The sequence below is a fragment of the Shinella sp. 20P9.1.1 genome, assembly GCF_057798995.1.
Genome location: NZ_JBYOLC010000021.1, coordinates 17088 through 41378, shown reverse-complemented (window position 1 = coordinate 41378; position 24291 = coordinate 17088). Strand labels below are relative to the sequence as shown.

Here is a 24291-nt window from a genome sequence, read left to right as displayed (position 1 = left end):
CGGGGGTCAGCCTGTCCGCTTTTATGCCTAGCTTCACGATCCTTTCGGGACCAACTGGCGTAGATAGCATTGAACCAAGTCTAGCGATCACAATGCACCTTGCAGGTCGCAATTCCCAGCGGAGCCTGCTCCAACAGCGTTCGACACTATGTTCTGAAATTATCGATGGCTATGCCAGTCTATTCAGGAGCGGTATTGTCGAGCGCCGCTTTTAGCCCTCCAATTGGAAGACGTGCATATAATAGACCCTTTCGCCTGCGGATGCCAAAAGAAATATTTTGCAAAATAATTGGAAATCGCGGCGAAAACTGACTATTATGTAATTGCGCCATCGTTCTTCAGGGGTGGCAGCACTCAAACCCACGGCGAAGTCGAGCGCGCCGTGGGTTTTATTTTTACTAAGTGTCTAGAAGACTTGTTTTTATGCTTACGAGAAAGAAAGCTGTATTGACGGCAGACTGATGCCTTGGGAGAATATGCGCAGGTAAATGCAGCGGTGACGTGGTGTCACTGTTTTGGTTTGCCAAAACTGATTGCGAACACCGGAAGTCAGAAATGGCTTCCGGCGTTTTGCGTCTCGCTGTGGCTCAAGCTGCGAGCGTGAAACTCTGCACCAATTCCGCCGTGACCTTCCACGGCGCTTCCGCTGAATAGCTCCAGTCCTTGCACGTCCACTTCCGGGTGGCAGGCTCGCCATACGGCTTGAAATAGAACGGCTCATATCCACCGCGCGCTTCGAAGAAATCCACGATGGCGCGCATGTCGGCATAGTCGAGCGCACCCCACGACAAGGAGACGCTCTTGCGAATGTGATTCAGGCCCTTCGGCGAGGTCTGGCTGTAACCGTCGCCGAATTCCGTCTCCCAAAGGTTCACGGTCGGCTTATGCGCGGTGCCCGGCGACGGGCCAACGGGCGGCGTGAAGGTTGGCAATGCCATACTAGCGCCCTCTCCGGTTCAGCATATTGCCCGGTCGGGCCTGACGTTGGATTTCGGATGCGACAACCCCGCGCATGGTCGCTTCCATCTGCTTTGCCATACGGGCGGCAAGGTCGGCGTTCTGTTCCGGCGTGCTGGCGCTGCCGTTGACGGTGACAGGCGCGGAAATGCTGATCTGTTGCACTGGGGCGGCGTTGCCGTTCGCAGGCTTCAGGTCGGGGTGACGGATGGCCGGTGCGCTGCCGACATAGCCGCCTGCGGCAAACGCGGCGAGCTTGCCACTATTAATGGCCTCCAAAATCGGCAGGTTGCGTTTAGTGGCCTTGGCATTGATGACGTATTCACCGTCAGAAAGGCGCGCAGGGATGCTATCGCTGGTGCCAGTGCCGGGGCCGCGAACATGCCCGCCCTCGCGATACAAGCCAACGGCAGGCGCGGCCGGGAAGCCGAATAGCGCGCCGAAGATACCACCGCCCATCCCGCCGAACAGACCGGAAAGCGGTCCCTTGCCGAGAAGTGCGGCCTGCAAAGTGGCGTCAATCAGAGAGTTAAGCAGGCTCTGCACTGCGCCCTCAAGGGTCTGGGTGCCGGTGAGAAGGCCGGACAGCGATGACGTGAAGCTTTCCGCGAAATACTCCTGCGCGTTCTTCAGGCTGTCGGCCGCTGCAGCAACCTGCTGATTGGTGCTGTCAAGCTGCACCGTTAGCGCGATCTTCTCGCGAAGCTTGGCAAGCTCCTGCTCGGTCAGGGTGATGCCCGCGCGCTTGGCCTCCTGCTGCGCCTGATAGACGGCAAGCTCAATGCGCTGCTGCGATGCCGACATGCCGGAAATCGACTGTTCGAACCGGGCAAGGTCCAGCCCCTCCTGCACCGTCTGGTTCAAGCTCTTGCGGGCCGCGTCCTGCTGCTTCAGCAACTCGGTGCGCTGGCGCTCGCTGTCGGTCGGGGCAAGCGGCTGCGCACCCGTAGGCGTGCCAGCATAGGCGGTGCGGATGGTGCTATCATCTACACGGCGCAAGCCCTCCCATTCGTTGCGAAGCTCTGCCGGATCATTGCCGCGACGGCGCAATAGCGCGCGGGCAAGCTCGTCCTGGGTGGCCTCGTCAAAGAGGCGATCACCGGACAGGCCGAGTTCCTTCATAAGACCTTCCAGCGTGCGGCCGGTGATCTGGTAGCGGCCGAGCGCCGAAGACCCCTTGCCGTCGCCATAAAGGGCGCGGTTCGCCGGGTCGGCGAGCATCTGGCGCTGAAGGGCGCGAACCTGATCAAGCGTCATGCCGGTGAGGTTCTGCGCGCCGCCCGTCCAGCGGCCGTGATCAAGGGTAGCATTATAGTCGCCACCGCTTTCAACGGATGCGATGAGATCAAGAATATTGTCGTGCTTGCCGAAGCGGGCAACGCTCTTGGCGCGGTTCGCAAGGTCGGTCGCCTGCATCACCTCGCCCATGGTGCGGGCATTATTCACGGCGTTCTGGTAGGCAGTATCAATGCCGTTCGTCGTGGCGAGCGTATCGAGTTCGGCCTTGAGTTCCGGCACAAGGTTCTTCAGTTCGGTCAGCGCCGCCTTGAAGTTCGCGGCCGAAGCGACGTTGCCGCTGAAGGCACCGGACAGGCTGTTACTAGCCGCTGACAATTCCTTGAGCGACTGCTTAAATTCGTCGCTGCCGCCCGTGACTTCGTGAATCTGCTCGTCAATGGCCTTCAGCGAGGTTTCGAGGTTCCGAAGGTCCGCCTGCTGAAGGAAGTTTCCGGTGTTCGCCTTCTCGCGTTCGATGGCTGCAACAAGGTCGGCGCGCTGCTTCTGCAACCGCTTCAACTGCTCTTCCGGGCTGTTGTAGCGGGCAACCAGCCTATCGTAATCATCCTTGCCGGGGTTGAGGGCTTCCCGCACCTTGGACAGCATATCCACGGCGTCGATAGCAAAGCCCTTCATGCGGACGGTTGCGTTCCGCCACATGGTCGCAAATTCGGCATCGATCTTCTTCGCGGCTTCAATCTGCTCGTCACTGAAGGTTGCGGCCTCGCCGCGAAGCTTCTGGATTTGCTCGACAGACAGGCCGAGAACCTTTGCGAACTGCTCCCCTCCGTTGCCGAACACCTCGTCAAGGATACGAGTCTGCGCAGCGTCGTCGAGCTTCTGGAGCTTGCCAATGATCTCATCAAGGAAGCGGCTCGGATCGCGCAGGCGTGCGGCAACGTCGGTTGCGGTATAGCCGAGACGCTGGAATGCCTCTTCGGCGCTCCCCTTGCCGGTCTTGGCGAATTCGTCGCCGCGAATGTTGAGTTCCTTCAAAGCGTCGGTGACACCATCGATCGACATGCCCGTTGCCGTGGCGACATGGGTCCACTGACTCCATACCTTCGACGTGACGCCGGCCGTGCGAGCTTCTCGCTCGACTTCGGCAACCGAGCCGGCGATTTCCTTGAAGGCAAGCGCCGCGCCACCGACTGCGGCCAGCGCTACCCCGCCCTTGCTGAAGGCAGCGAATGCCTTCTCAATCCCCGCGCCTGCCTGTTCGGCCTCCTTCTGCATGGCGCGGAAGTTGGTGCGGGTGCGGTTCTTGCCGCGCTCAAGATCGCGCTCATACTTGTTCAAGCGGGCTTCAAAGGTGACTAAAAGGCGCTGGCCCTCATCCATTGCAAATATCCTTATGCGGCTGCGGCTTCTTCGCGAATCCGGTCAAATTCATCGGGGTCGAGTTCGTGGATTGAGCGCTGATTATCGTTCGCCGCTGCCCGGAAGACGGAAAGCGCCGACGCAATCGCGCCGTCGATGTGGTTACTGTGACGGGTGCCCTTGTGCATCGTCGTCAATTCGCTGGCGCTGGTCGCGCGCTTCACCACGACGCTTTCGAAGTGGTTGCGAAGGATCGGGTGTGCGCCGTGACGAATGCGCCGGCCGTTCACGATACGCTCAAGGTCGCAAATCGGGCCGTGCATGTGCTTCGCCGTTTGCGGCACCTGAAGCACGTTGATGCCGGCATCCATGAGCTTCGCCATGAGCGGGCCGGCAAGCGACGGGTCGAAGATGACTTCCCGCACGTCATAAGTGCCGCAAAGGCCAATGATACGGTCAGCGATCACGTCCGGTTCGATCACCGGGCCGTCGATGACGGTCAACAGGCCGTCGTCGCGCCACCGGGGATATGGGGCCTGTTCGATCTTGGCCTTGTCCTCCAAGCCTTCAGACGGCAGGAAGAACCACGGATGGACGGTGATGCGGCCATCGTCATGACGCCAAGCGCCGACGATAGCGGTCAGGTCGCCGGAACGGGACAAGTCCACACCAAGCCAGCACGGCAAGCCCTCAAGATCGGCGAGGTCGAAGTTCGGATCACGGCCAGCGTCATAGACGGCCATGTCAAAGAGCGGATCGCGGGATGCGGCCTGCCACATATTAAGGTGGAACTGCTGGAAGGCGAACCGTTCGGCCGGCCGATGTTCGGCCTCGCGTGCCATCGTCCGCAATCCGCCAAGATCGGGGAAGCCATGCGCAAGGCCGGGATTGACCTTGTGCCAAACGGCTTCATCGCGCCAGTCGTCGCCCGGTTCGGCCTCAAAGATGATCGGCAGGAAAGACGGGTCGTCAATCTCACCAGTCGCGACCTTCCGGGCATAATCGTAAAGCTCGAAACCGATATTCTCCTGTCCACGGCCTGCGGTCGTGGCGATGATCATGAGGGTATCGGGAACCTTCGCCATGCCGGACTTCAGCGCTTCCCAGAGGTCGCGACCCTTCCAAGCATGGATTTCATCGACAAGCACAAAGGAAGGCGTCTTGCCGTGCTGCGCCGCCCCATCGCTGGACACGGCGAGCAATTCGGCCTTGTTTGGCTTGCAAATGATCTTCTTTGCCGAATTGTGAGCGTCATAAATGCGGGTTGCGCCGACAAGCCGACGATCTTCACGGATAATGTTCGCGGCTTCCTTGAAGCCGATACCCGCCTGTTCGCGGTCGGACGCGGCAAAGATCGCCTGTCCAGCCGGCCGAGCTTCCGGGCCGATGGTATGGAGAAGCGCCCACGCTGCGGCGTGGCTGGTCTTCCGGTTGCCGCGTGGGAGCATATTGAAAACGGTCCGCACGATGCGGGAGCCGTCAGGATGGCGCGGGCCATAGATGCGGCGCGTCATTCGCTCGAACGGGTCGAAAAGCTGAAAGCCCTGCTTCGGTGCAGTGCTAGCCGGGTGCTTCAGTGCTCGAATGAAATCAACAGCTTCCTGTCCGTATCCGAACGGGTCCTCAATTTTGCTGCCGTCATAAATCCAATGCGGGAACGCGCTCTTGCTCAAGGGCGGTTCCTGCCGATCATCATGGGATTGTCGCTTTCGTCATCGTCTGCGGCTGCGCTGCCGACGCGGGCGCGGCTGGTCGGCGACAAGCCATATTCCGCCGCAAGCTGCCGGGCCGTCTGCAAGGCGCGGTTCTGCATCCCGAACAGAACCTTATCCATCGGGGCCGCACGCCGGGCGTCTTCAACCTCGCGGGCAAAGCCGCGCGCCATGCACAAGTCTTCGATGCCGCCGAGGTCGCCGCGCGTGATGATGCCGCGCTCAATAAGGCCGGGCATGATCCGCTTCCATTCGGCGCGGGCATAGGCCGAAAGGTGCTTCGGTGCCGAAGGTGCCTTCGTCAGCGCGTTGCTGTCGCGTTCAACGGCCGGCTTGACGCCGCGAAGGTGGGTCACTTCAGGGCCTCGCCGCGAAGTTCAAGTGCGTCACGCCTGCCGAGTTCCTTGATTTCCTTGATACCGTAGGCCGTGCCGGCATAGGTCACGCGGTCGGCCGTGGTGATGCCAGGACGATATCGGACACGGAAAATCACGGTGCCGGTCTCTGCCTCGCCATAGCCGGTGAAGAATTCGCTGGCCGTCTGCTGAAGGATTTCGGCCCACGCGGTCGCAACCGGCGTCCAAGCCTTCACGACGCTGCCGGACGGCTTCACGGTCTCGGTCTCGCGTTCGATGGTGATACGGCGATCCATGTTCCCGATATTGAGCATTATACGAACCACCGAACGAGGGCTTCGACGGAAAGGACGCCGTGCCCATAGGCGGGGTCAGGGTCGCGCGGAAACCGCGACGCCGTGACTCGGAAGTGATCGCAATAGCCGCCTTCGACCGCGATGTTGCGCTTATCCAGCGCGGCCATGACATTGCCGGCAATTTCCTTTGCAGCATCCGGGCCGGCGTCGAGCGTCCATACATGAAGGTCGAGATAGACCCATGCCGTGCGCTGGCTGGTATAATCTTGGCCGTGCAATGACGTGTTGCCGTCGCTCATGATGATGGCCGGCGTCTTGTCGGGCCGGGTGCTGCCGGAACGGATATGATCGGCAGGGACAAGCGCGGTCACGGCCGGCGTGCCAACAAGCGCGGTGCGGATTGCCGTCTGAAGGGCAAGGGTCGGTTCAAACATTGGTATCATTCCATGCATCGCGCACGGCTTTTCGGCCGGCGCGGTCAATGCGCTGCTGAAGGCGCTTGCGGAGAAGGCGAAGCGCCGGCCAGAAAAACGGCTGGGCTTCGGTCTTGCTGGTCCCGTATTCAACAAGATGCGGGTATCGAACATCGGTATTGCCGGCCGAGACGATCACCTCATGCGGTCCAGCGACACGCGCGCCGCCCGGCTGGCTGTAAGCCGGCGTGGCCTCGCCGGGGCCGGTGACGGCGATACTGTCGGCGAGCGCGCCGGTATCCTTCGGCGCAAGGTGCGCCTGCGCAGACGCCAGTTCGCTCGCCGAAGCGACAAGCGCCTTCGTGATCTGCTGACGCGGGGCATTCTTCGCCCGGTCGAACGCCCGCATGAGGTCGTCAAGGCCGTCCTCACTCGCCATCGGTGAACCACTTTTCACGGTAGCTATCGAGGATCGAAGCGATGTTCTGGGGCGTAAGCTGCATGGAAATGCCGAAGGTGGCGATGTTCCGGCACTCGAAATAGAAGGAAACAAGCCGCAAAACGGCGAGCTTTACGTCTGCCGGAACGGGGTCGAGGTCAGCAATCGGCTTCCCGATGTAGTTGCCGGCCCACTGTTCTGCGGCGTCGATGTAGAGCGCAATAAGCTCATCTTCGGCGGTTCCATCCACTTTCAAATGAGACTTGGCGAGGTCGAGGCTAATAGCGGTCATGCTTCAATTCCTGAAAAAGTTAAATTCGGGGTCTCTTGCGCGGTGCTCCCCGCGCCGGTCCCTGTTGAGGCTGGCAAATTAGAGACCACCCCCGGTGTGCGTCCTCGACACTGCGGGCCACCCATGGCGATAGCTGCTTCAAGACTGCCTTTCTTATGAATGCGCTGTGACAAGGCGAGATAGGTTATGCCGAGATGAGCGGCCCATTCCTTGAGGGTGCGCGCTTCTCCATCGACGGTGACGGTGACAATGCGCTTGCCGCGCATGTTGCCGATGCCTGCCGAAACGGCAGCTTCCATGGAGCCGAACCTTTTCAAACGCGCGACAACGGCGCTTTTGCTGATGCCGATATGATCGGCCCATCCTTCGACCGAGCGACTTACGCCATCGACCGTGTAGGTGTTCGTCTCGCGTTTGATCTTGAGCGGTGCAGGGCCGGTTGGCAGAGCAGGAGCGTCTCGCAACCATGCTTCGAACTGCTTCCTTTCATGCTTGCGGCGCTGCTTTGCATAGGCAAGCGCGCGCTTGCGAACTGCTGCGCATTCGGCGGCAAACTCTTGTTTGTCGATCTCGCGGGCACGTTCAGCCGGACTCATAGGGCGCGCTCCTGCCGCTGCTTCACGCTGTCGTGACAGGGCTTGCAGAGGGGTTGCCAGTTGGCCCGGTGCCAGAACAGGCGGTTGTCGCCACGGTGCGGGATGACGTGATCCACGACGGATGCAAGGCGCGTGATGCCGGCCTTACTGCATTCGCGGCAATGGGGATGGCTGGCGAGGTATTCGACGCGAGCCTTGCGCCACTCATGGTTATAGCCGCGCTTGGCAGCGGACGGCCGGCGAGCGTCATGGCGGGCGTTACGCTCCTGTGTGGCGCGGCGCTGGCATTCACAAAGAACGCCATTCGGCACGACGCGGCCACAAGAGCAGATGCGAGGTGGCAGGCTCATGCGCGGCCTCGCTTGGCGTTCGCCCTAAGCTGATCAAGGCCGGAGCGGGCATCTGCTTCGGAAACCTCTTCGCGCGGGTCGTGCTCTGGCTTCTCCGGTTCGCTGCTGCCATGGATGGCTTTGAGCTTGTCGATATGAGCGGCATGGGCGCGGGTGATTTCGGTCGGTGTGGCGTTCCACGCGGTTTCCGGGGTCCAGCCGAGCCAGCCCGTCGCAATGTCATAGAGGTCACGATAGAAGTCAGCCCACGGCAGAGGCTTGTCGGAGCGCGGGGCCGTGTCCTGCTGGACAGGTGCCGGCGTAAACATGGAAATGAGATCGGCGAGCGGCTCGCGCACGGCGAGGAAGAAAGAGAATAGCGGCCTTCCAGAATGACCAAAAAGGAAGGCCGCACCATCCTGCGAGGAAGAAGCCGTCAGGATGGTATCGCTGATAATCGTGAGGTTGAGGTCGTCCAGCGCCCGAACGAGTGCCGGGAAGCCGTGGCGGGCCTCAAGGGTGGCAGCGGCCCGCAAGGAAGGACGGAGCACGACGACATGGCCGTTGTGCTCAATCCTCACCTGTTCGTATGCGGGCCGCATGTTCATGGATTAGGCCGTCGCCATCTTCAGCTTGCGGAAGACATCCTTGCGGACGACACCAGCGCCGACGCGACGGCGCGCATGGAAGCGAATGAGACCTTCGGTTGCCAGAAGATACGGGTTGGGGCGCACCTGAAGCTCGATACGGTCATAGATGCGATAGCCAGCCTTGAAGTCGCCGAAGATGATCGGGAAGGCGTTTGCGGCGATGTCCGGCATATCGAGAAGCTCGACAACAGGGCGGCCGAGGATCGTTTCCGGCTGGCCTGCCTGATAGGAGGGCTGCCAGAGGTAATTGCCCTGCCCATCCTTGAGCTTGCGGACGGCGGCAAGCGTGGTGCCGTTCATGGCCCACGTTCCACGGTTCCGGTAGATGCCCGGCAGCGAATACATGAGGGTGATCAGGGCGTCGGCGGAAAGGTTCGCGGCGTGGCCGTTGAGGCTTTCGCCGATGCCGGTCTCGGTCATGAAGCCCTTCGGCTCGACGGCAGCGCTACCCTTGACGAATGCGAGACCTTCCTTCGCGCCGAAGTCTTCGGCGAGCGCGAGGCGGATTTCAGCCTCAACGTCATGGCTGGCATCTTCCAGAAGCCAGTTGCCGACATCAACGTGCGTCGTCATTTCCTTGACGCTGAATTCCATCTGGTCGAACGTCGGTTCGGACGCTTCCGATGCGACGGCCTCGCCCTTCCACTTCGCGTTAGTGACGGTCAGGCGCTTCGGCAGGATGATGGTGTGCGAGCCGGTCGAGCGAACATCGGCGATGCCGCGAACCGGCGAGAACTCGACAAGGTTGCGGATGAATTCGCCGCTGGTCTCTTCAGGGGCGAGGACATAGCCGGGCGCATCGCTGGAGACGGTCAGAGCCTTGCGGACGGTTTCCGGTGCGCCTTCGATGCCGGTGCGGAGATAGGACGCGAACGCCTTCTTCACGCCGTTGTCGTTCTCGGCGGCCGGGTGATTGCTGTTCGCTGCGGTCGGACGGTTGAGCTTGGCCTTGACCAGCTTCATGTCGTCCCTCAGGGCCTTCAGTTCTTCGGCGCTGATAACCGGATCGGCCTTAGCCTCCGGCGTGGTCTCAAGTTCGTTTTCCATTTGGTTTCCTTCGATGATGGACTTGACGAGGGTGACGCGAGCGCCGCGATTTACGGCGCGAGCATTTTTGCAGAGGGAGATTTCCGTCACGGTGAGGTCGCAGATATCTCGCCCGCCCATAGGGAGCGGCTCGCTGGCATTGACCGGGCCAGAAATAGAAAGGTTGGTAATGACGCCCTTGCGAAGCAGGCGGTGCGCCTCACGCGCCGGACCAATCGCCTCAAGAAACAAGCGCCCGGTGACTTCAAGGCCGGCATCGGTTTCCCGGTAGGACTTCCAGACGCCGACAACCTGCCGGCCGTCATGATCGATGATCATAGGAACGTCCGGGGCGAAGTTGAATGCGCCCTTCTGGATGATATCCCCTTCAGTGTCGGGGCCGTTGAAGGGCCATGCGATACCCGTTACCGTGCCCGCTTCATCAATCGAAACGGTCGCCTTCAGAAGCATGGAATTGTTCTTCATACCGGCACCTGTTCAAGGGCGGCGTTGATGGCGGCGGTCATATCGCCGGACGCTGCGGCCTGTCGCGTTTCGTCCTGGCTGTCGGTTTCGTTGCCGAAGAACAGGGTGGCAATGACGCCATCCGCAACGTCGAAGCTTTCGGTCAGCGGGCGTCCAACGCTATAAACGCCAACGAGGCGGTCGGCTTCGCGGGGCGGCGTGCCGCCTCCGATAAGGCCGAGCCGAAGAACCTGAAGCACGTCCATGAACGAATAGTCGGACGTGCGGAAGCGCCGGAACAGCGCGCCGATGCCGTGGCCGGTCTTCGCCTCAAGCTCTTCGATAAGTTCGCGGGTCGGAAAAGCGAACAGCTTTTCGCCGTCGCCGAAGAAAGCGCGGTGCTCCATCATGCGGAGCGCGTGCCGTAGGTGCCGGCCTCCAAGTCTGCTGCCTCCGCAGGGGTGAGCTTGCCATGACGCTCAAACCATGGCGTTTCCGTTGCCCACCACGGCCGGGGGTTTTCCCGCGCCGGCTGTTTCAGGCCATTCAGAAAACGCAAAACCGATTGCGGAGTGCCGGAAATCTGAAGGGTGATATTCTCGCTCATGCGATCTCCTTCGCCGGCTCGCTCTTGGCCGGGCCGGTCGTGGTCGTGGTGATGTAGGGGTTTGCGAGGTAGTCGCCGCCCGGCAGGGGCGGCAGGTTCTCACGGGCGCGGACTTCGTTCGGCGTGTAGACGCGCGCCGCAATCAGCTTGGCATAGATATCAGCACGGCCGGCAGCGTCGGCGCGCTCAAGGTCGGCCGTAACGAATTCGAAATAATGGTTGTCCTGTTCGTCCTCGCTGAGAAGAACAGTCGTGAAAGCGTCCTGCCAGCGGTCGAGCCAAGGGCGAAGGCAAAGCTGGAGGAAGCTCGCGCCCATCTGTTCGGCGTTGCTCCACGTCGCTCGACCGAGGTCAAACAAGAGATGCGGCGGGACGCCGAAGATGCGGGCGATTTCGGCAAGCTGGAACGTGCGGTTCTCAAGGAACTGCGCGTCGGTCGAGGTCATGGCTGGCTGATCAAACTTCCAACCTGCATCAAGGGCGAGTGGGTCGAGGCTGCTGCCGCCCTGCCACTTTCGGTAAGATGCCTTGATATTTTCAAGGGTCTTGTGACCGGCTTCGCCGCCCTGCGGCTTGTCGTTCAAGATGACGCCAGCGGGACGCCGCCCGCTGCCAAAGAAACGGGCAGCTTCAAGCTCAAGAATAGATGACAAGCCGATACCTTCCTTGCCGAAAGTAATCGGCGACGTGTCGAGGAACGACGGAACGTGAAGGATTTCGGTGTGCGGATAGTCGCGGGTGCCGGCGACTTCAGAAACGCGATAGACGGGCGCGCCGGTCACGCTGTCCTCGAGGATAGTGACCTTGGCCGGCTTCAAGCGGTGTAGCTCGAACGGCCGGCCATCCTCGAACCGGACCACCTTCGCAAAGCCGTTGCCATGAATGAGGGCGTCCGCAGTCAGGACGGTGCGAAGCTCGCCTGCGCCGGTCCACTCGTTCGCCCGACGATGGGCGATGCGATAAGCCGAATGATCTTTCGCGGCTTCCTTGACGGCGTCAATCTCGCGATAGAGCTTGCAAGGAAGAGAGCCGATGGTCTCAGAGATAAGCCGCACTGCCTGAAGAACAGCGGGAACACACAGTGCGGAGTTACCGGCCACATTGACGCCGGATACAGTAGGTCTGACACCGAGAAGCTCCCCGAGGCGCTCGTCTAAGAGGGAATATGCCTTCTTCGCGACTAGGTTATTCAGCGGCTTCATAGCCGCTTTCTTGATACTCTCCAGCACTAGGCAATCCATCCTCAATTCAACTTGAGGAGAATTTTGACACACTCGGAATCTGGTGTGAATCCTTTATTTCACAGAAATTGATGAATTTTCGATAAAATATCGATATTTGTGATGTTTTGGATGAGGCTGCGCGATGGCAAGAAAGGCCTTGGAAATCGCGCAGAGGAAATTATGATGGAACATAAGGACTCGATGGCAGTCCTCATGCCTTCCAAGGGGAGCCAGTTCCCAGGCATTACTGCTGCGATGGCCGGTGGTTGCGTCACCGGTCATCGCCACCATCGCAGGAACATAACCAGTAACTCTATTCGGCCGATTCCCGTCAAGGGCTGGTTTGTGAACGAAGTTTGAACCCTATATTTTGTGCCGTTTGCCTGTGAGTTGTGGGGATTTCGCACTGAACCATCTCAGAGCTGTGCTTCGCCGACATGCTTCTCGCTCAGATGATTCAGCTTCAAGCCCGGATAAGCAATCGCGCTGATGAGTTCTACGCGTTGCTCTAGCATCCCCTGCGGTAGGATACCGTAAATCCCCGTCGTGCTCGCCTTGGTGTGGCCGAGGATGAAACCAAAGTTCTCGTCCAGATAGCCAGCGCGGCGAAGGGCGTCGGCCGCGCCGTGGCGGAAACTATAGAGTGAAAGGCCGCGCCCGGTCTTCATCCCGAGCCGGATGAGGTAGCGACCGAACTCACGTGAGAAATCCGCAATCATCTGGCCGCGTGAATTGCGCTCTGCCAACGGGAAGAGCCGCGCCTGTCCCGCCTGCTTCATGCCAGCGTGATAGTCGAGGAAGCCAAGCTTCACCAATTCAGAATGGATCGGCACCACGCGCATAGAACCTTCGGTCTTCACGCTCTTGTCATCGTCGCCAAGGGTGGTGATGTGCATTATCCAATGGCCGTGTTCTTGGCGAACATCGCTCACGGAAAGCTGCGCAATCTCTGCCGGGCGTGCACCAGAGAAGAGCATGATCAACGGCACCCAATAGCGATGGTCGCGGATGCGAACATTGCCGGGCTTGGCGATCTTATTCCACTCGGTCGCGCTCTGGCATCCGGTGAACAGGGGAGACAGGAACAGGGTGTTCATCTGGTCGATGGTGAAGGGAAGGGTGCTCTTCTTCTTTTCCTTTGCCAGCGCCATGCCATCGGTCGGATTCTGGTCGAGGTATCCGTGATTGACAAGCCAGTTACAGAACGCGCCGAGGCTGGAGAGATAGCGGTTGACGGTGCGCGGGGTGAGGGTCGGCTTGCCGACTTCCTCGTTGTGCTTCACGATCTGCGCCAGCGACATACCGGCGAACGCCTTTGTCTCGGTCGCCTTGACGGGATAGCGCATCAGAAGCGCTTTCCACTCGCGAACGGCCTTCTTGTCGATGCGATGCACTGGGCACGTGCTTCCGACATGCTCAAGGAAGGTGCCTATGTCGCGCCGTGCTTGATTGAGCGTGTCGGTCGTGATGCCCTTTGGGTTCTCGCGCTCATAGATCGCGAATAGTTCCATGATGCCTTCGCCGGGCGCTGCTGCTTCGCGCGCTTTCCCGGTGGCCGGCTTAACGATGGGGTCGGACGGCTTGCCGGTGTAGTCGCCGGCATCGCGTTCCATGCCGCGTTTTAGAGCTTCAATTTCGGCACGGATCATGCGCCGCGCCGTATCCCTCCAATCGGGGTGCTTCTCATCGATGAGCAAGCGATTTCGCGCCGCGTAATCCGCAATGTCGTGATCGATGAGGGCTGTTTCTCCCTCCTGAAGATGACGCTGCAAATGCTCCAGCTTCACCTTCCGGGCATTCGCCTCGTATTTGCGTTGCTCGGTGAGAGTCATGACGTCGAGGGCGGCATCCATGAGGGCGAGCTTGCTACCCATATCAATGCCGATGACTTTCGCCTGATCGATGGCGCTTGCCATGGCTGCATCTATGTCGAGCTTGGTAGGTAGATGCTGCCGTTGCTGTTCGTCGCGCTCAAGGGTCGCTTCGTAGTGTTGCCATGTCGCATGCGCCTTGTCGTCGGCTGTCATCTCACGACGGGCGCGGATATCCTCAAAAATTGCTTCCCACTTCTGAAGCTCTGGATAGAGGCGCTGCTTTGCAACGTTCTCGTCCTTGGTGCGAAGCGAGACCTTTTTGTCCTCGCTCGGGAAGTGCTCCCTCAGGTCGGTCGGGACATAAACGCGGGCATAATAGGTGCCGCCATCGCGTCGAATAAGATTAGAACGTCGAGCCATGAGACCGCTTTCGGAACAGTAAACCGGAACATCTTACCGGAACAGTTATAGCGGAAATATGTGTTTAATTGCAATATGTTGAGAGAAAATAAGGCGCTAGGATTGGCTGGATTACTGTCCTGGCGCCCCAGCCACGCTGCTCTTTTCAAGCAAACAGAATCCATTTCGATCAGGCTCAATCGCACGAATCCTGCCGCTTCCATGCGTTGCTGGATGACAACCTCGTGGTTTGACGGGCATTGCCACAAATGAACGCTGCTACGACCGCAAAAGTCGTCGGGGCACATTGATCTCCGGCGGATTCTCCTTCATTCCGTTTGGCCATTGTCGGCCTCGTTCAATGGCCGGTGGCACCCCTGTCGTTTTTGACATGTCGGATGAAACGCATGACCTCATCGAACCGGCGCAAACAGGAGAGCAGGGACCCGTTCCTGGCGACGCCAGCGGGTGCGGCGCGCAGTGCAAGCCGCTCATGGGGCGGGCGGCCCAAGGCGTTGCAGCATGTCATCGATACGATGGGCAATGTGATCGTATCGCCGGCCTCGCCGCTGATGGCGAACTTCACCGGATGCAAGGTGATCCACAAGCTACAAAAGCCGGGCGCGCATGTGACGGCCGTGGGCGATCCCGCGATCAAGGGCGCACGCCCGGCGAGCTTCGATACGGCGCTACGCCTTCTCTCCAAGCAGGGTGCCCAGGGGCGAGGGCTTTCCGAGGCGCTCGGCGACCTGCGTGATTCCATGGTCTGGCATCAGGGGCCGGCCGGACCCTATGCCAGCGTGAATTTCGAGCGCGACCATGCGCATGCGGTGCTGATCGGCGAACATGGCCTGGAGCAGCGCAATGACGTCCGCATCGGTCTGACCCTTCTGGCGCCCTATACGCGTTTTCCCGATTTCATCCAGCCTTACCCATCCGTCGTTCTTCCGCTGACGGACGGCGAGTTCACGCTCGAAGGCGGCGACTGGAGCCGGCGCCGCCTGGGCACGGCGCTGCACTATCCGGCGGGAAGCCACTTTGCCATGCGTTCCACGGCCCGGCCGCTGATGATGCTGTGGGCGCATCTTTTGCAGAGCCGCTGACGCGCAGGCGTGCCTGTTTCTAAGCCAGGCCGCCGAGCGGGATCAGTTCCTTCGCGCCCGCGCGCCATTCGTTTCCTTCCCAGTCGCCCAGCCAGCGATCCACCCGCAGGCCGGCCTTGGCGATCAAACCTTCCAACTCGGCCTTTTCCGGAAACGCGATGTGCGAGGCGGCCGAAAGGCGTTTGCCGGTGGCCTGGATTTCATAATGGGTGCCATAGGTGACGATGCCGGTCGCGGGGTCCTCGCTGACATCGTTCCAGGCGGAGACGGGGCCGAAGCGGGGATGCTCGACGGTGCGCAGCGATTCCTCCGGTCCCCATTCCTCCCATTCGCGGCAGGCGGGGTTGCGGCTGTCGAAGAGGAAGCGGCCGCCGGGGGCGAGATGGGTCGCGATGGTCGAGAGCGCGGCACGGCGGTCCTCCGGCGTCAGGAAGACCTGGAAGGCGTGGCCGGTGAGCAGCACGAGATCGAAGCGGCGGCCGAGCCGCAGCGTGCGCGCATCGCCCTCGATGAACTCCGCCGTGCCCGGTTTTGCCCGCGCGATCTCCAGCATCGCGGGCGCCGGATCGACGCCGACGACCGTCCGGCCCTCAGCCAGCGCTGCGGCAAGCTCGCCCGTGCCGCAGCCGAGGTCGAGCACGCTTGCGGCATCCTTGGCAAGCGACAGGCAATAGTCGAAATCGGGCGAGCGCGACCAGCCGTTTTCGAGATCGTAGAAATCGGCGAGTTCGGGGTCGTGATAGAGACGGTCTTCCTGCATTCTGTCCTCCAAATGAAAAGGCCGCGCGTTTCCGCACGGCCTTGAAAGGGATCGATCGATGCGTCCGTTACTTGGCCGCGTCGAGAACCTTTTCGCAGTGCGACGGGCCGCCCTTCGGATCGGGACGATCGGCGACGGCGCGGATATTGTTGATCCTGTAGCTCTCGCTGACGGTCAACTCGACCGTGCAGGACTTGCCCTTGGCAAAACCGCCGCGCCACTTGTAGACCGTCGAACCGCCCGAACCTGCGGCGTCGGACTGCGGCGGGCCGTAGGCCGCGAAGAAGGTGCCGGCGGTCTTGCCGTTCCAGCGGGCCTGCAGCGGATTGGACGCGACGGTGGCGGTGGTGCATCCGGCGAGGGCAAGCGCGACGCCTGCCAGAATTGCAATGCGGGAGTTCATAGTGCCAGTTCCTTGGACTTCGGTGCGGCCGTGTTGGGGCGACTCGAAAACGAGCCTCGATTCGCCATAGCGCAGCCCGTGCAAAAGGGGAATCGCTTGCCGTAAACTTTGTGGTTGTCCCCGTCGAACGACTGGAAACCTTGCGGATTTGCAACAGTATGGCGGGAAGACCGCCTCTTACGCCTGCTCGAACTCCACCAGCGCGCCGTGGAAATCCTTGGGATGGGCAAAAAGCACCGGCTTGCCATGCGCGCCGATCTTCGGTGTGCCGTCGCCGAGGATGCGAGCACCTGTCGCCCGCACCGTATCGGCGGCGGCGGCGATGTCGGCCACCTCGAAGCAGAGATGATGGATGCCGCCGGCCGGGTTCTTCTCGAGGAACGCGGTAATCGGCGAGGCCTCGCCGAGCGGATGGAGCAGCTCGATCTTCGTGTTGGGCAGTTCGACGAAGACGACGGTGACGCCGTGCTCGGGCAGGTCCTGCGGGGCGGAGACCGTCGCTCCGAGCGCGGCGTAGCGGTCCGCGGCGGCGGCGAGGTCGGGCACGGCGATGGCGACGTGGTTGAGCGCTCCGAGCATGGGTCTCTCCTTACTGGTTGCGGATCCGGCCTTCGACGAGATCGAGCACGGCATTGGCGGCATCGAGCACGTTTGTGCCGGGGCCGAAGACCGCGGCGACGCCGTTTTCGATGAGGAAATCGTAATCCTGCCGCGGAATGACGCCGCCGACGACCACGACGACGTTCTCCGCCCCGCGTTCGCGCAGCGATGCAATCAGCGCCGGCGCCAGCGTCTTGTGTCCGGCGGCAAGCGAGGACATGCCGACGACCTGCACCTTCTCGGCGACGGCAAGGTCCGCCGCCTCGTCCGGCGTCTGGAAGAGCGGGCCCATCAGCACCTCGAAGCCGAGGTCGCCGAAGGCCGAGGCGATCACCTTCGCCCCGCGGTCATGGCCATCCTGACCGAGTTTGGCGACCATGATCTTGGGCCGCGCCTTATGCGCAGCGATGCGGCCGGTGAGCGTCCTGAATTCCGGATCGTCGCCATAGGCGGGACCGTAGATATCGCCGACGACTTCCGGCAGCGCCGCATGATCGCCGAAGGCACGGCGCATGGCATCGGAAATCTCGCCGACGGTAGCGCGCGCCCTTGCAGCCGCGACGGCCGCTTCGAGAAGGTTGCCTTCGCCGGTCTTCGCGACGGTTTCCAGCGCTTCGAGCGCTGCGTCGACGGCCTTGCCGTCGCGGCGGCGGCGGATATCCGCCAGCCGCTTGATCTGCGATGCGCGCACGGCGCTGTTGTCGATCTCGAGAATATCGATCGGCTGCTCGTCCTCCAGCCGGTACTTGTTGACACCGACGATCACCTCGTCGCCGCGGTCGACGGCGGCCTGTCGGCGGGTCGCGGCTTCCTCGATCAGACGTTTCGGCAGCCCCTCGATGACGGCCTTCGTCATGCCGCCCATCGCCTCGACTTCCGCAATCAGAGCCCAGGCCTTGTCGGCCAACTCGCTGGTGAGGCTTTCGACATAGTAGGAGCCGGCCAGCGGATCGACGACCTTGGTCACGCCCGTCTCGTGCTGAAGGATCAATTGCGTGTTGCGGGCGATGCGGGCGGAAAACTCCGTCGGCAGCGCGATCGCCTCGTCGAAGGAATTGGTGTGCAGCGACTGCGTGCCGCCGAGTGCCGCCGACATCGCCTCGAAGGCGGTGCGCACGATGTTGTTGTAGGGATCCTGCTCCTGCAGCGAGACGCCGGAGGTCTGGCAATGGGTGCGCAGCATGCGCGAGGAGGCCTTCTTCGGCTGGAACTCGTCCATGACGCGGTCCCAGAGCAGGCGGGCGGCGCGCAGCTTGGCCGCCTCCATGAAGAAGTTCATGCCGATGGCGAAGAAGAAGGAGAGGCGGCCGGCGAAATCGTCGACATTCAAGCCTTTGGCGATGGCGGCGCGGACATATTCGCGCCCGTCGGCGATGGTGAAGGCGAGTTCCTGCACCAGCGTCGCGCCGGCCTCCTGCATGTGGTAGCCGGAGATCGAGATGGAGTTGAACTTCGGCATCTCGCGCGCCGTGTAGTCGATGATGTCGGCGATGATCCGCATCGAGGGCTGCGGCGGGTAGATATAGGTGTTGCGGACCATGAACTCCTTGAGGATGTCGTTCTGGATGGTCCCGGACAGGTTTTCGCGCGCGACGCCCTGTTCTTCGCCGGCGACGATGAAGCTGGCGAGGATCGGGATCACTGCGCCATTCATCGTCATCGAGACGGAAATCTTCTCCAGCGGGATGTTGGAGAACAGGATCTTCATGTCCTCGACGCTGTCGATGGCCACCCCCGCCTTGCCGACATCGCCGACGACACGCGGGTGATCGCTGTCATAGCCGCGATGGGTGGCGAGGTCGAAGGCGACGGAGACGCCCTGTTGGCCGGCGGCGAGCGCCTTGCGGTAGAAGGCATTGGATGCTTCCGCCGTCGAGAAGCCGGCATATTGCCGGATCGTCCAGGGGCGGCCGGCATACATGGTGGCGCGTGGGCCGCGCACGAAAGGCGCAAAGCCCGGCAGCGAGCCGAGATGGTCGATGCCGGCGAGATCGTCTTCGGTATAGACGGGCTTGACGGCGATGCCCTCAGGTGTGCGCCAGGTCAGCGTTTCCGGGCTGGCGCGCAGTTCCTTCTCGGCGAGCGCCTCCCAGTCCTTCAGCGTCTTGTCGGCCATCATTCGAACTCCAGAATCGTTTCATCCACCGCAAGACTTTGCCCGACCTTGACGGCGAGGCGCTTGACGGTGCCGCGGCGCTCGGCCCGCATCATGTTTTCCATCTTCATCGCCTCGATCGTCGCGAGCGCCTGACCCGACTCGACGACATCGCCTTCGGCAACGAGAAGGGCGGTGACGACGCCGGGCATCGGGCAGAGCAGCAGTTTCGAGGTATCCGGCGGCGCTTTCTTCGGCATCATCAGGGCAAGGGCTGCGACATGCGGCGCACGCACATGCGCCTTCACATCCATGCCATGCCAGCGCAGGCGGATCGCCGGGCCGGCAAGGTCCACCTTCACGCCCAGTCGTTCCCCCGCGACGGTGAAGACGGCATGGCGGCGGCCGGGCATCCAGTCGCTTTCGACATCACGCGTCTCGCCGGTCTCGAAGCGGACGCAAACGCCGCCGTCCTGGCTCTCCAGCGTCAGCGCGTGCTCGCCATCGGCAAGGCTTGCGACCCATTGCCGGCCCACGACGCGGCGGTGATTGCCGATCGTGCCGGAAATTTTCGCGGCGCGTTCCTGCACGGCCTGCTGCACGAAGGCGGCGACGGCGGCAAGCTGCCGGGCCGCTGCCGCATCCGGCGCGACGCCATGGAACCCATCCGGAAACTCCTCGGCGATGAAGGCCGTGGTCAGCCGCCCGGTGCGAAAACGGTCGTGGCCCATCACGGCGGAGAGGAAGGGCAGGTTGTGGCCGATGCCTTCGACCTCGAAATCGTCAAGCGCCATCGCCATGGCATCGATGGCGGCAAGCCGCGTCGGCGCCCAGGTGCAGAGTTTGGCGACCATCGGGTCGTAATACATCGAGATTTCGCCACCCTCGAAGACGCCGGTATCGTTGCGCACGATGGTGCCGTCCGCCTGCGCGCCTTCGACCGGTGGGCGATAGCGCGTCAGGCGGCCGATGGAGGGCAGGAAGTTGCGGTAGGGATCTTCCGCATAGAGCCGGCTTTCGATCGCCCAGCCGTTCAGTTTGACGTCATCCTGCCCGAAGCTCAGCTTTTCGCCGGCGGCAACGCGGATCATCTGTTCGACGAGGTCGATACCGGTGATCAGCTCCGTCACCGGATGCTCCACCTGCAGGCGCGTATTCATCTCGAGGAAGTAGAAATTCCTGTCCCCATCGACGATGAATTCCACCGTGCCGGCGGAATGATAACCGACGGCTTTGGAAAGCGCCACGGCCTGTTCGCCCATCGCCTTGCGCGTCGCGGGATCGAGGAAAGGCGAGGGCGCCTCCTCGACGACCTTCTGGTTGCGCCGCTGGATCGAGCATTCCCGCTCGCCGAGATAGAGCGTGGTGCCGTGTTTGTCGCCCAGCACTTGGATTTCGATATGGCGCGGCTGCGTCACGAATTTTTCGATGAAGATGCGGTCGTTGCCGAAGGAGCTCTTCGCCTCGTTCTTCGAGGCCTGAAATCCCTCGCGCGCCTCCGCATCGTTCCAGGCGATGCGCATCCCCTTGCCGCCGCCGCCGGCAGAGGCCTTGATCATCACGGGATAGCCGATCTGGCCGGCGATCCTCACCGCCTCGTCGGCATCCTCGATCAGGCCCATATGGCCCGGCACGGTGGAAACGCCCGCTTCGGCGGCAAGCTTCTTGGAGGTGATCTTGTCGCCCATCGCCCTGATAGCGCCGACCGGCGGGCCGATGAAGGCGACGCCTTCCTTTTCCAGCGCCTCGGCGAAGGCGGCGTTTTCCGAGAGGAAGCCGTAGCCGGGATGCACGGCATCCGCCCCGGTCTTGCGGATCGCCTCGATGATCCTGTCGATGACGATATAGGACTGCGCCGAGGGTGCCGGGCCGATATGCACGGCCTCGTCGGCCATCTCGACATGCAGCGCCCCGCGGTCGGCATCGGAATAGACGGCGACGGTGGCGATGCCGAGTTTCTTCGCTGTTTTGATGACCCGGCAGGCGATTTCGCCGCGATTGGCGATGAGGATTTTCTTGAACATTCTTTTAGGCCTTTGTCGCGTCGCTCAGAGCGGGATCGTGTCGTGCTTCTTCCAGCGCGTTTCCACCTGCTTGCCACGCAGCGAGGCGAAGGCGCGGGCGATGCGACGGCGCGAGGAATGCGGCATGATCACCTCGTCGATGAAGCCGCGCTCGGCGGCGACGAACGGGTTGGCGAAACGCTCTTCATATTCCCTGGTGCGCGCGGCTATCTTTTCCGGGTCGCCGAGTTCCGAGCGATAGAGAATTTCCGTCGCACCTTTGGCGCCCATCACGGCGATCTCGGCGGTCGGCCAGGCATAGTTGATATCGGCGCCGATATGCTTGGAGGCCATCACGTCATAGGCGCCGCCATAGGCCTTGCGGGTGATCAGCGTCACCATCGGCACGGTGGCCTGGCTATAGGCGAAGAGCAGTTTTGCGCCGTGCTTGATGACGCCGCCATATTCCTGTGCCGTGCCCGGCAGGAAGCCCGGCACGTCGACCAGCGTCAGGATCGGAATGGAGAAGGCATCGCAGAACCGCACGAAGCGGGCGGCCTTGCGTGAGCTGTCGATGTCGAGGCAGCCGGCCAGCACCATCGGCTGGTTGGCGACGACGCCCACCGTCTCGCCCTCGATACGCACGAAACCGATGACGATGTTCCTGGCGAAGGCCTCCTGGATCTCGAAAAAGTCGCCCTCGTCGGCAATCGCCGTGATCAGTTCCTTCATGTCATAGGGCTTGTTGGAACTGTCGGGGATCAGCGTGTCGAGCCGTTCCTCCAGCCGTGCCGGATCGTCGTGGAAGGGCCGGAGCGGCGGCTTCTGGCGATTGTTGAGCGGCAGGAAATCGAACAGCGCGCGCACCTGCTCCAGCGCCTCGATGTCGTTTTCATAGGCGCCGTCGGCGACGGAAGATTTTTGCGTGTGGGTGCGCGCGCCGCCCAGCTCTCCCGCCGTGACGATCTCGTTGGTCACGGTCTTCACCACGTCGGGACCGGTGACGAACATGTAGGACGAGTCACGCACCATGAAGATGAAATCGGTCATGGCGGGCGAATAGACCGCGCCGCCTGCGCACGGCCCCATGATGACGGAGATCTGCGGCACGACGCCGGAGGCCTCGGCATTGCGCCTGAAAACCTCCGCATAACCGGCGAGCGAATCCACGCCCTCCTGGATGCGTGCGCCGCCCGAGTCGTTGAGGCCGATGACTGGCGCACCGTTCCTCACCGCCATGTCCATGATCTTGCAGATCTTCTTCGCATGGGTCTCGGAGAGCGAGCCGCCGAGCACGGTGAAATCCTGGCTGAACACATAGACCTGCCGGCCGTTGATCGTGCCCCAGCCTGTCACGACGCCGTCGCCGGCGATCTTCTGCTCGGCCATGCCGAATTCCGTCGCCCGGTGGGTGACGTACATGTCGTATTCCTCGAAGGAACCCTCGTCGAGCAGCACGTCGAGGCGCTCGCGCGCTGTCAGCTTGCCCTTGGCGTGCTGGGCATCGATGCGGCGCTGGCCGCCGCCGATCCGCGCCGCCTCCCGGCGGGCTTCGAGTTGGTCGAGAATTGCGTGCATCGCTCTGTCCGTGTCTGGTTCAACAGGGGGCGTGAAAAATGCCCCGGTCGATCATGCTTAGGCCCAATAGCGGCAGAAATGAACACTTGATCGGGTGCACATGCAAGCGTTACACATTTTGCAAATTAATTTTGCAAAGTTGCAAACATGGCGGCGAACAAGCTCTATATCGGCAGACGGGTGCGCGACCTGCGCCAGGCGAACCGCGCCACACAGGCGCAGTTCGCCGAACGCCTCGGCATTTCCGTCTCCTATCTCAACCAGATCGAAAACAACCAGCGCCCGGTTTCGGCCGGCGTGCTCGTGGCGCTCGCCGAGAAATTCCGCATAGATCTCGCCGAACTCTCGGGCGGCGAAGGCGATCGGCTGGTTTCGGCGCTCTCGGAAACGCTGACGGACACGCTTTTCGACGGCTATTCGCCAAGCTTGCAGGAGCTGAAGCTCGTCACCCAGAACGCACCGGGCTTTGCGCACGCGCTGATCGCCGCGCACCGCGCCTATCGCCACACGTCGGAGCAGCTTGCCAGCATCAACGACACGCTGGGCCGCAGCCCCGCCGCCGTCGAGGCGACCCCCTATGAGGAGGTGCGCGATTTCTTCCATTTCGTCGACAACTATATCGGCGACCTCGATCTGCTGGCCGAACGGCTGGCGGCGGAGATCGGTATCGGCGACGCCGATCCGGGGCCTCTCTTGTCCAGCTATCTCGAACGACAATATGGCGTGCGGATCACGCGTGCCGCGCAAAACGACGATCTCGTGCGCGCCTATGATCCCAAGGCGCGGCTGCTCACGCTGAACTCCTATCTGCCCGCGCCGACCCGCCATTTCCAGATCGCGCTGCAGATCGCCCAGCTCCATGCCGAAACCATCGTCGACAGGGTTGCCGGCGGCGCCGGTTTCCGCACGGCCGAAGCCTATGAGATCTGTCGCATCGGCCTGCACAACTATTTCGCCGGAGCGCTGCTCCTGCCGTATCACAAGTTCATGGAGGCGGCGCGCGAGGTGCGGCACGATCTCGACCTGCTCTCCGCCCGTTTCGGCGCGAGCCTCGAGCAGGTCTGTCACCGGCTGTCGACGCTTCAGCGGCCCGGCCAGAAGGGCGTGCCGATCTTCTTCGCCCGCATCGACCGGGCGGGCAACATCACCAAGCGCCACAGCGCCACACGCCTGCAATTCGCCCGCTTCGGCGCCGCCTGTCCGCTGTGGAATGCCCATCAGGCCTTCGAGAGCCCCGGCCGGATTTCCCGGCAGCTCGCCGAGACGCCGGATGGCGCGCGCTATCTGTGCCTTTCCATGCAGGTCTCGCGCGGTGGCCGGGGCTTCCGCCAGCCGCAGCAGCACTATGCGCTGGCGCTCGGCTGCGAGATCTCCTACGCCGAAAACTTCGTCTATGCCGACGACATGGATCTCAGCAATGCCGGCGCCTACGACCCGATCGGCATTTCCTGCCGCATCTGCGAACGCACCCAATGCGCCAGCCGCGCCGTGCCGCCGCTCAAGGGGCATCTGGTGATCGAACACAACATGCGCCGCACGATCCCCTATTCGATCCGGCCGATGGGAGACGAGTGAGC

The 24291-nt window shown here is 62.0% G+C and carries 24 protein-coding genes; 2 read left to right on the top strand and 22 right to left on the bottom strand.

Annotation, left to right across the window (positions count from 1 at the left end; translation table 11 throughout):
• Positions 1-587: 587 nt before the first annotated feature.
• The 16 genes from AC27VQ_RS24455 to AC27VQ_RS24380 form a co-directional block, all read right to left on the bottom strand.
• Complete coding sequence (locus AC27VQ_RS24455; protein ID WP_488718379.1) at positions 588-938, bottom strand: phage tail protein; 351 nt, start codon at positions 936-938, stop codon at positions 588-590.
• A 1-nt stretch (position 939) separates the two neighbouring features.
• Complete coding sequence (locus AC27VQ_RS24450) at positions 940-3576, bottom strand: phage tail tape measure protein (RefSeq protein WP_488718378.1); 2637 nt, start codon at positions 3574-3576, stop codon at positions 940-942.
• Between the two features lie 11 nt (positions 3577-3587).
• Entirely contained in the window at positions 3588-5228 is a 1641-nt protein-coding gene (locus AC27VQ_RS24445; RefSeq protein ID WP_488718377.1) for a terminase large subunit, read from the bottom strand.
• Positions 5225-5623 carry a phage terminase small subunit P27 family gene (locus AC27VQ_RS24440; RefSeq protein WP_488718376.1) on the bottom strand — a complete coding sequence of 133 codons (399 nt, stop codon included), beginning with the start codon at positions 5621-5623 and terminating at the stop codon, positions 5225-5227. Before AC27VQ_RS24440 ends, AC27VQ_RS24445 begins: the two co-directional genes overlap by 4 nt.
• Positions 5620-5937, bottom strand: coding sequence for a phage head closure protein (locus AC27VQ_RS24435; protein ID WP_488718375.1), 318 nt, complete (start codon positions 5935-5937; stop codon positions 5620-5622). The genes AC27VQ_RS24440 and AC27VQ_RS24435 overlap by 4 nt, the downstream gene beginning before the upstream one ends.
• Positions 5937-6353 (bottom strand): DUF3168 domain-containing protein, encoded by a 417-nt coding sequence (locus AC27VQ_RS24430; protein ID WP_488718374.1) that lies wholly within the window; start codon positions 6351-6353, stop codon positions 5937-5939. The genes AC27VQ_RS24435 and AC27VQ_RS24430 overlap by 1 nt, the downstream gene beginning before the upstream one ends.
• On the bottom strand, positions 6346-6771 hold the full coding sequence (locus AC27VQ_RS24425) for an HK97-gp10 family putative phage morphogenesis protein (protein ID WP_488718373.1): 426 nt from the start codon (positions 6769-6771) through the stop codon (positions 6346-6348). Before AC27VQ_RS24425 ends, AC27VQ_RS24430 begins: the two co-directional genes overlap by 8 nt.
• Positions 6761-7063 (bottom strand): head-tail connector protein, encoded by a 303-nt coding sequence (locus tag AC27VQ_RS24420; protein WP_488718372.1) that lies wholly within the window; start codon positions 7061-7063, stop codon positions 6761-6763. Before AC27VQ_RS24420 ends, AC27VQ_RS24425 begins: the two co-directional genes overlap by 11 nt.
• Complete coding sequence (locus AC27VQ_RS24415) at positions 7060-7659, bottom strand: hypothetical protein (protein ID WP_488718371.1); 600 nt, start codon at positions 7657-7659, stop codon at positions 7060-7062. The genes AC27VQ_RS24420 and AC27VQ_RS24415 overlap by 4 nt, the downstream gene beginning before the upstream one ends.
• Positions 7656-8009, bottom strand: coding sequence for an HNH endonuclease (locus tag AC27VQ_RS24410; protein ID WP_488718370.1), 354 nt, complete (start codon positions 8007-8009; stop codon positions 7656-7658). The genes AC27VQ_RS24415 and AC27VQ_RS24410 overlap by 4 nt, the downstream gene beginning before the upstream one ends.
• The gene (locus tag AC27VQ_RS24405) at positions 8006-8596 is read right to left on the bottom strand and encodes a hypothetical protein (protein WP_488718369.1); all 591 of its coding nucleotides are present in this window, start codon (positions 8594-8596) and stop codon (positions 8006-8008) included. Before AC27VQ_RS24405 ends, AC27VQ_RS24410 begins: the two co-directional genes overlap by 4 nt.
• Before the next feature lie 3 nt (positions 8597-8599).
• Positions 8600-10150, bottom strand: coding sequence for a phage major capsid protein (locus tag AC27VQ_RS24400; protein WP_488718368.1), 1551 nt, complete (start codon positions 10148-10150; stop codon positions 8600-8602).
• A complete protein-coding gene (locus tag AC27VQ_RS24395) occupies positions 10147-10539 on the bottom strand; it encodes a gene transfer agent family protein (protein WP_488718367.1) in 393 nt (130 codons plus the stop codon). The genes AC27VQ_RS24400 and AC27VQ_RS24395 overlap by 4 nt, the downstream gene beginning before the upstream one ends.
• Complete coding sequence (locus tag AC27VQ_RS24390) at positions 10536-10736, bottom strand: hypothetical protein (protein ID WP_488718366.1); 201 nt, start codon at positions 10734-10736, stop codon at positions 10536-10538. Before AC27VQ_RS24390 ends, AC27VQ_RS24395 begins: the two co-directional genes overlap by 4 nt.
• Positions 10733-11965, bottom strand: coding sequence for a phage portal protein (locus AC27VQ_RS24385; protein WP_488718365.1), 1233 nt, complete (start codon positions 11963-11965; stop codon positions 10733-10735). Before AC27VQ_RS24385 ends, AC27VQ_RS24390 begins: the two co-directional genes overlap by 4 nt.
• Before the next feature lie 410 nt (positions 11966-12375).
• Positions 12376-14193, bottom strand: a complete 1818-nt coding sequence (locus AC27VQ_RS24380) for a DUF6538 domain-containing protein (RefSeq protein WP_488718364.1) — start codon at positions 14191-14193, stop codon at positions 12376-12378.
• Positions 14194-14579: 386 nt separating this feature from the next.
• On the opposite strand from AC27VQ_RS24380, the gene AC27VQ_RS24375 reads away from it, so the two are divergent.
• On the top strand, positions 14580-15275 hold the full coding sequence (locus AC27VQ_RS24375) for a dimethylsulfonioproprionate lyase family protein (RefSeq protein WP_488718363.1): 696 nt from the start codon (positions 14580-14582) through the stop codon (positions 15273-15275).
• A 19-nt stretch (positions 15276-15294) separates the two neighbouring features.
• Here the strand turns inward: AC27VQ_RS24375 and AC27VQ_RS24370 are convergent, their stop codons facing one another.
• The 6 genes from AC27VQ_RS24370 to AC27VQ_RS24345 form a co-directional block, all read right to left on the bottom strand.
• Entirely contained in the window at positions 15295-16035 is a 741-nt protein-coding gene (locus AC27VQ_RS24370) for a class I SAM-dependent methyltransferase (RefSeq protein ID WP_488718362.1), read from the bottom strand.
• 67 nt (positions 16036-16102) lie between these two features.
• Complete coding sequence (locus AC27VQ_RS24365) at positions 16103-16438, bottom strand: hypothetical protein (protein ID WP_488718361.1); 336 nt, start codon at positions 16436-16438, stop codon at positions 16103-16105.
• Between the two features lie 177 nt (positions 16439-16615).
• Positions 16616-17017, bottom strand: coding sequence for a methylmalonyl-CoA epimerase (mce, locus tag AC27VQ_RS24360; protein WP_488718360.1), 402 nt, complete (start codon positions 17015-17017; stop codon positions 16616-16618).
• 10 nt (positions 17018-17027) lie between these two features.
• Positions 17028-19154 carry a methylmalonyl-CoA mutase gene (scpA, locus tag AC27VQ_RS24355; protein WP_488718394.1) on the bottom strand — a complete coding sequence of 709 codons (2127 nt, stop codon included), beginning with the start codon at positions 19152-19154 and terminating at the stop codon, positions 17028-17030.
• Complete coding sequence (locus AC27VQ_RS24350) at positions 19154-21157, bottom strand: acetyl-CoA carboxylase biotin carboxylase subunit (RefSeq protein ID WP_488718359.1); 2004 nt, start codon at positions 21155-21157, stop codon at positions 19154-19156. Before AC27VQ_RS24350 ends, scpA begins: the two co-directional genes overlap by 1 nt.
• Positions 21158-21181: 24 nt before the next feature.
• The gene (locus AC27VQ_RS24345; protein WP_488718358.1) at positions 21182-22714 is read right to left on the bottom strand and encodes an acyl-CoA carboxylase subunit beta; all 1533 of its coding nucleotides are present in this window, start codon (positions 22712-22714) and stop codon (positions 21182-21184) included.
• A 147-nt stretch (positions 22715-22861) separates the two neighbouring features.
• Between AC27VQ_RS24345 and AC27VQ_RS24340 the strand changes: the two genes are divergently transcribed.
• Positions 22862-24289: a helix-turn-helix domain-containing protein gene (locus AC27VQ_RS24340; protein ID WP_421591523.1), complete on the top strand. Its 1428-nt coding sequence runs from the start codon at positions 22862-22864 to the stop codon at positions 24287-24289.
• The last annotated feature ends 2 nt before the right edge of the window (positions 24290-24291 follow it).

Bases quoted from the DNA above. Each gene is read 5' to 3' on its own strand.
- AC27VQ_RS24395 (WP_488718367.1), bottom strand. From the start codon at position 10,539: ATGATGGAGCACCGCGCTTTCTTCGGCGACGGCGAAAAGCTGTTCGCT.
- AC27VQ_RS24340 (WP_421591523.1), top strand. From the start codon at position 22,862: ATGGCGGCGAACAAGCTCTATATCGGCAGACGGGTGCGCGACCTGCGC.
- AC27VQ_RS24420 (WP_488718372.1), bottom strand. From the start codon at position 7,063: ATGACCGCTATTAGCCTCGACCTCGCCAAGTCTCATTTGAAAGTGGAT.
- AC27VQ_RS24405 (WP_488718369.1), bottom strand. From the start codon at position 8,596: ATGAACATGCGGCCCGCATACGAACAGGTGAGGATTGAGCACAACGGC.
- AC27VQ_RS24415 (WP_488718371.1), bottom strand. From the start codon at position 7,659: ATGAGTCCGGCTGAACGTGCCCGCGAGATCGACAAACAAGAGTTTGCC.
- AC27VQ_RS24400 (WP_488718368.1), bottom strand. From the start codon at position 10,150: ATGAAGAACAATTCCATGCTTCTGAAGGCGACCGTTTCGATTGATGAA.
- AC27VQ_RS24365 (WP_488718361.1), bottom strand. From the start codon at position 16,438: ATGAACTCCCGCATTGCAATTCTGGCAGGCGTCGCGCTTGCCCTCGCC.
- AC27VQ_RS24430 (WP_488718374.1), bottom strand. From the start codon at position 6,353: ATGTTTGAACCGACCCTTGCCCTTCAGACGGCAATCCGCACCGCGCTT.
- scpA (WP_488718394.1), bottom strand. From the start codon at position 19,154: ATGGCCGACAAGACGCTGAAGGACTGGGAGGCGCTCGCCGAGAAGGAA.
- AC27VQ_RS24410 (WP_488718370.1), bottom strand. From the start codon at position 8,009: ATGAGCCTGCCACCTCGCATCTGCTCTTGTGGCCGCGTCGTGCCGAAT.
- AC27VQ_RS24435 (WP_488718375.1), bottom strand. From the start codon at position 5,937: ATGCTCAATATCGGGAACATGGATCGCCGTATCACCATCGAACGCGAG.
- AC27VQ_RS24455 (WP_488718379.1), bottom strand. From the start codon at position 938: ATGGCATTGCCAACCTTCACGCCGCCCGTTGGCCCGTCGCCGGGCACC.
- AC27VQ_RS24345 (WP_488718358.1), bottom strand. From the start codon at position 22,714: ATGCACGCAATTCTCGACCAACTCGAAGCCCGCCGGGAGGCGGCGCGG.
- AC27VQ_RS24370 (WP_488718362.1), bottom strand. From the start codon at position 16,035: ATGCAGGAAGACCGTCTCTATCACGACCCCGAACTCGCCGATTTCTAC.
- AC27VQ_RS24380 (WP_488718364.1), bottom strand. From the start codon at position 14,193: ATGGCTCGACGTTCTAATCTTATTCGACGCGATGGCGGCACCTATTAT.
- AC27VQ_RS24375 (WP_488718363.1), top strand. From the start codon at position 14,580: ATGACCTCATCGAACCGGCGCAAACAGGAGAGCAGGGACCCGTTCCTG.
- mce (WP_488718360.1), bottom strand. From the start codon at position 17,017: ATGCTCGGAGCGCTCAACCACGTCGCCATCGCCGTGCCCGACCTCGCC.
- AC27VQ_RS24350 (WP_488718359.1), bottom strand. From the start codon at position 21,157: ATGTTCAAGAAAATCCTCATCGCCAATCGCGGCGAAATCGCCTGCCGG.
- AC27VQ_RS24425 (WP_488718373.1), bottom strand. From the start codon at position 6,771: ATGGCGAGTGAGGACGGCCTTGACGACCTCATGCGGGCGTTCGACCGG.
- AC27VQ_RS24450 (WP_488718378.1), bottom strand. From the start codon at position 3,576: ATGGATGAGGGCCAGCGCCTTTTAGTCACCTTTGAAGCCCGCTTGAAC.
- AC27VQ_RS24390 (WP_488718366.1), bottom strand. From the start codon at position 10,736: ATGAGCGAGAATATCACCCTTCAGATTTCCGGCACTCCGCAATCGGTT.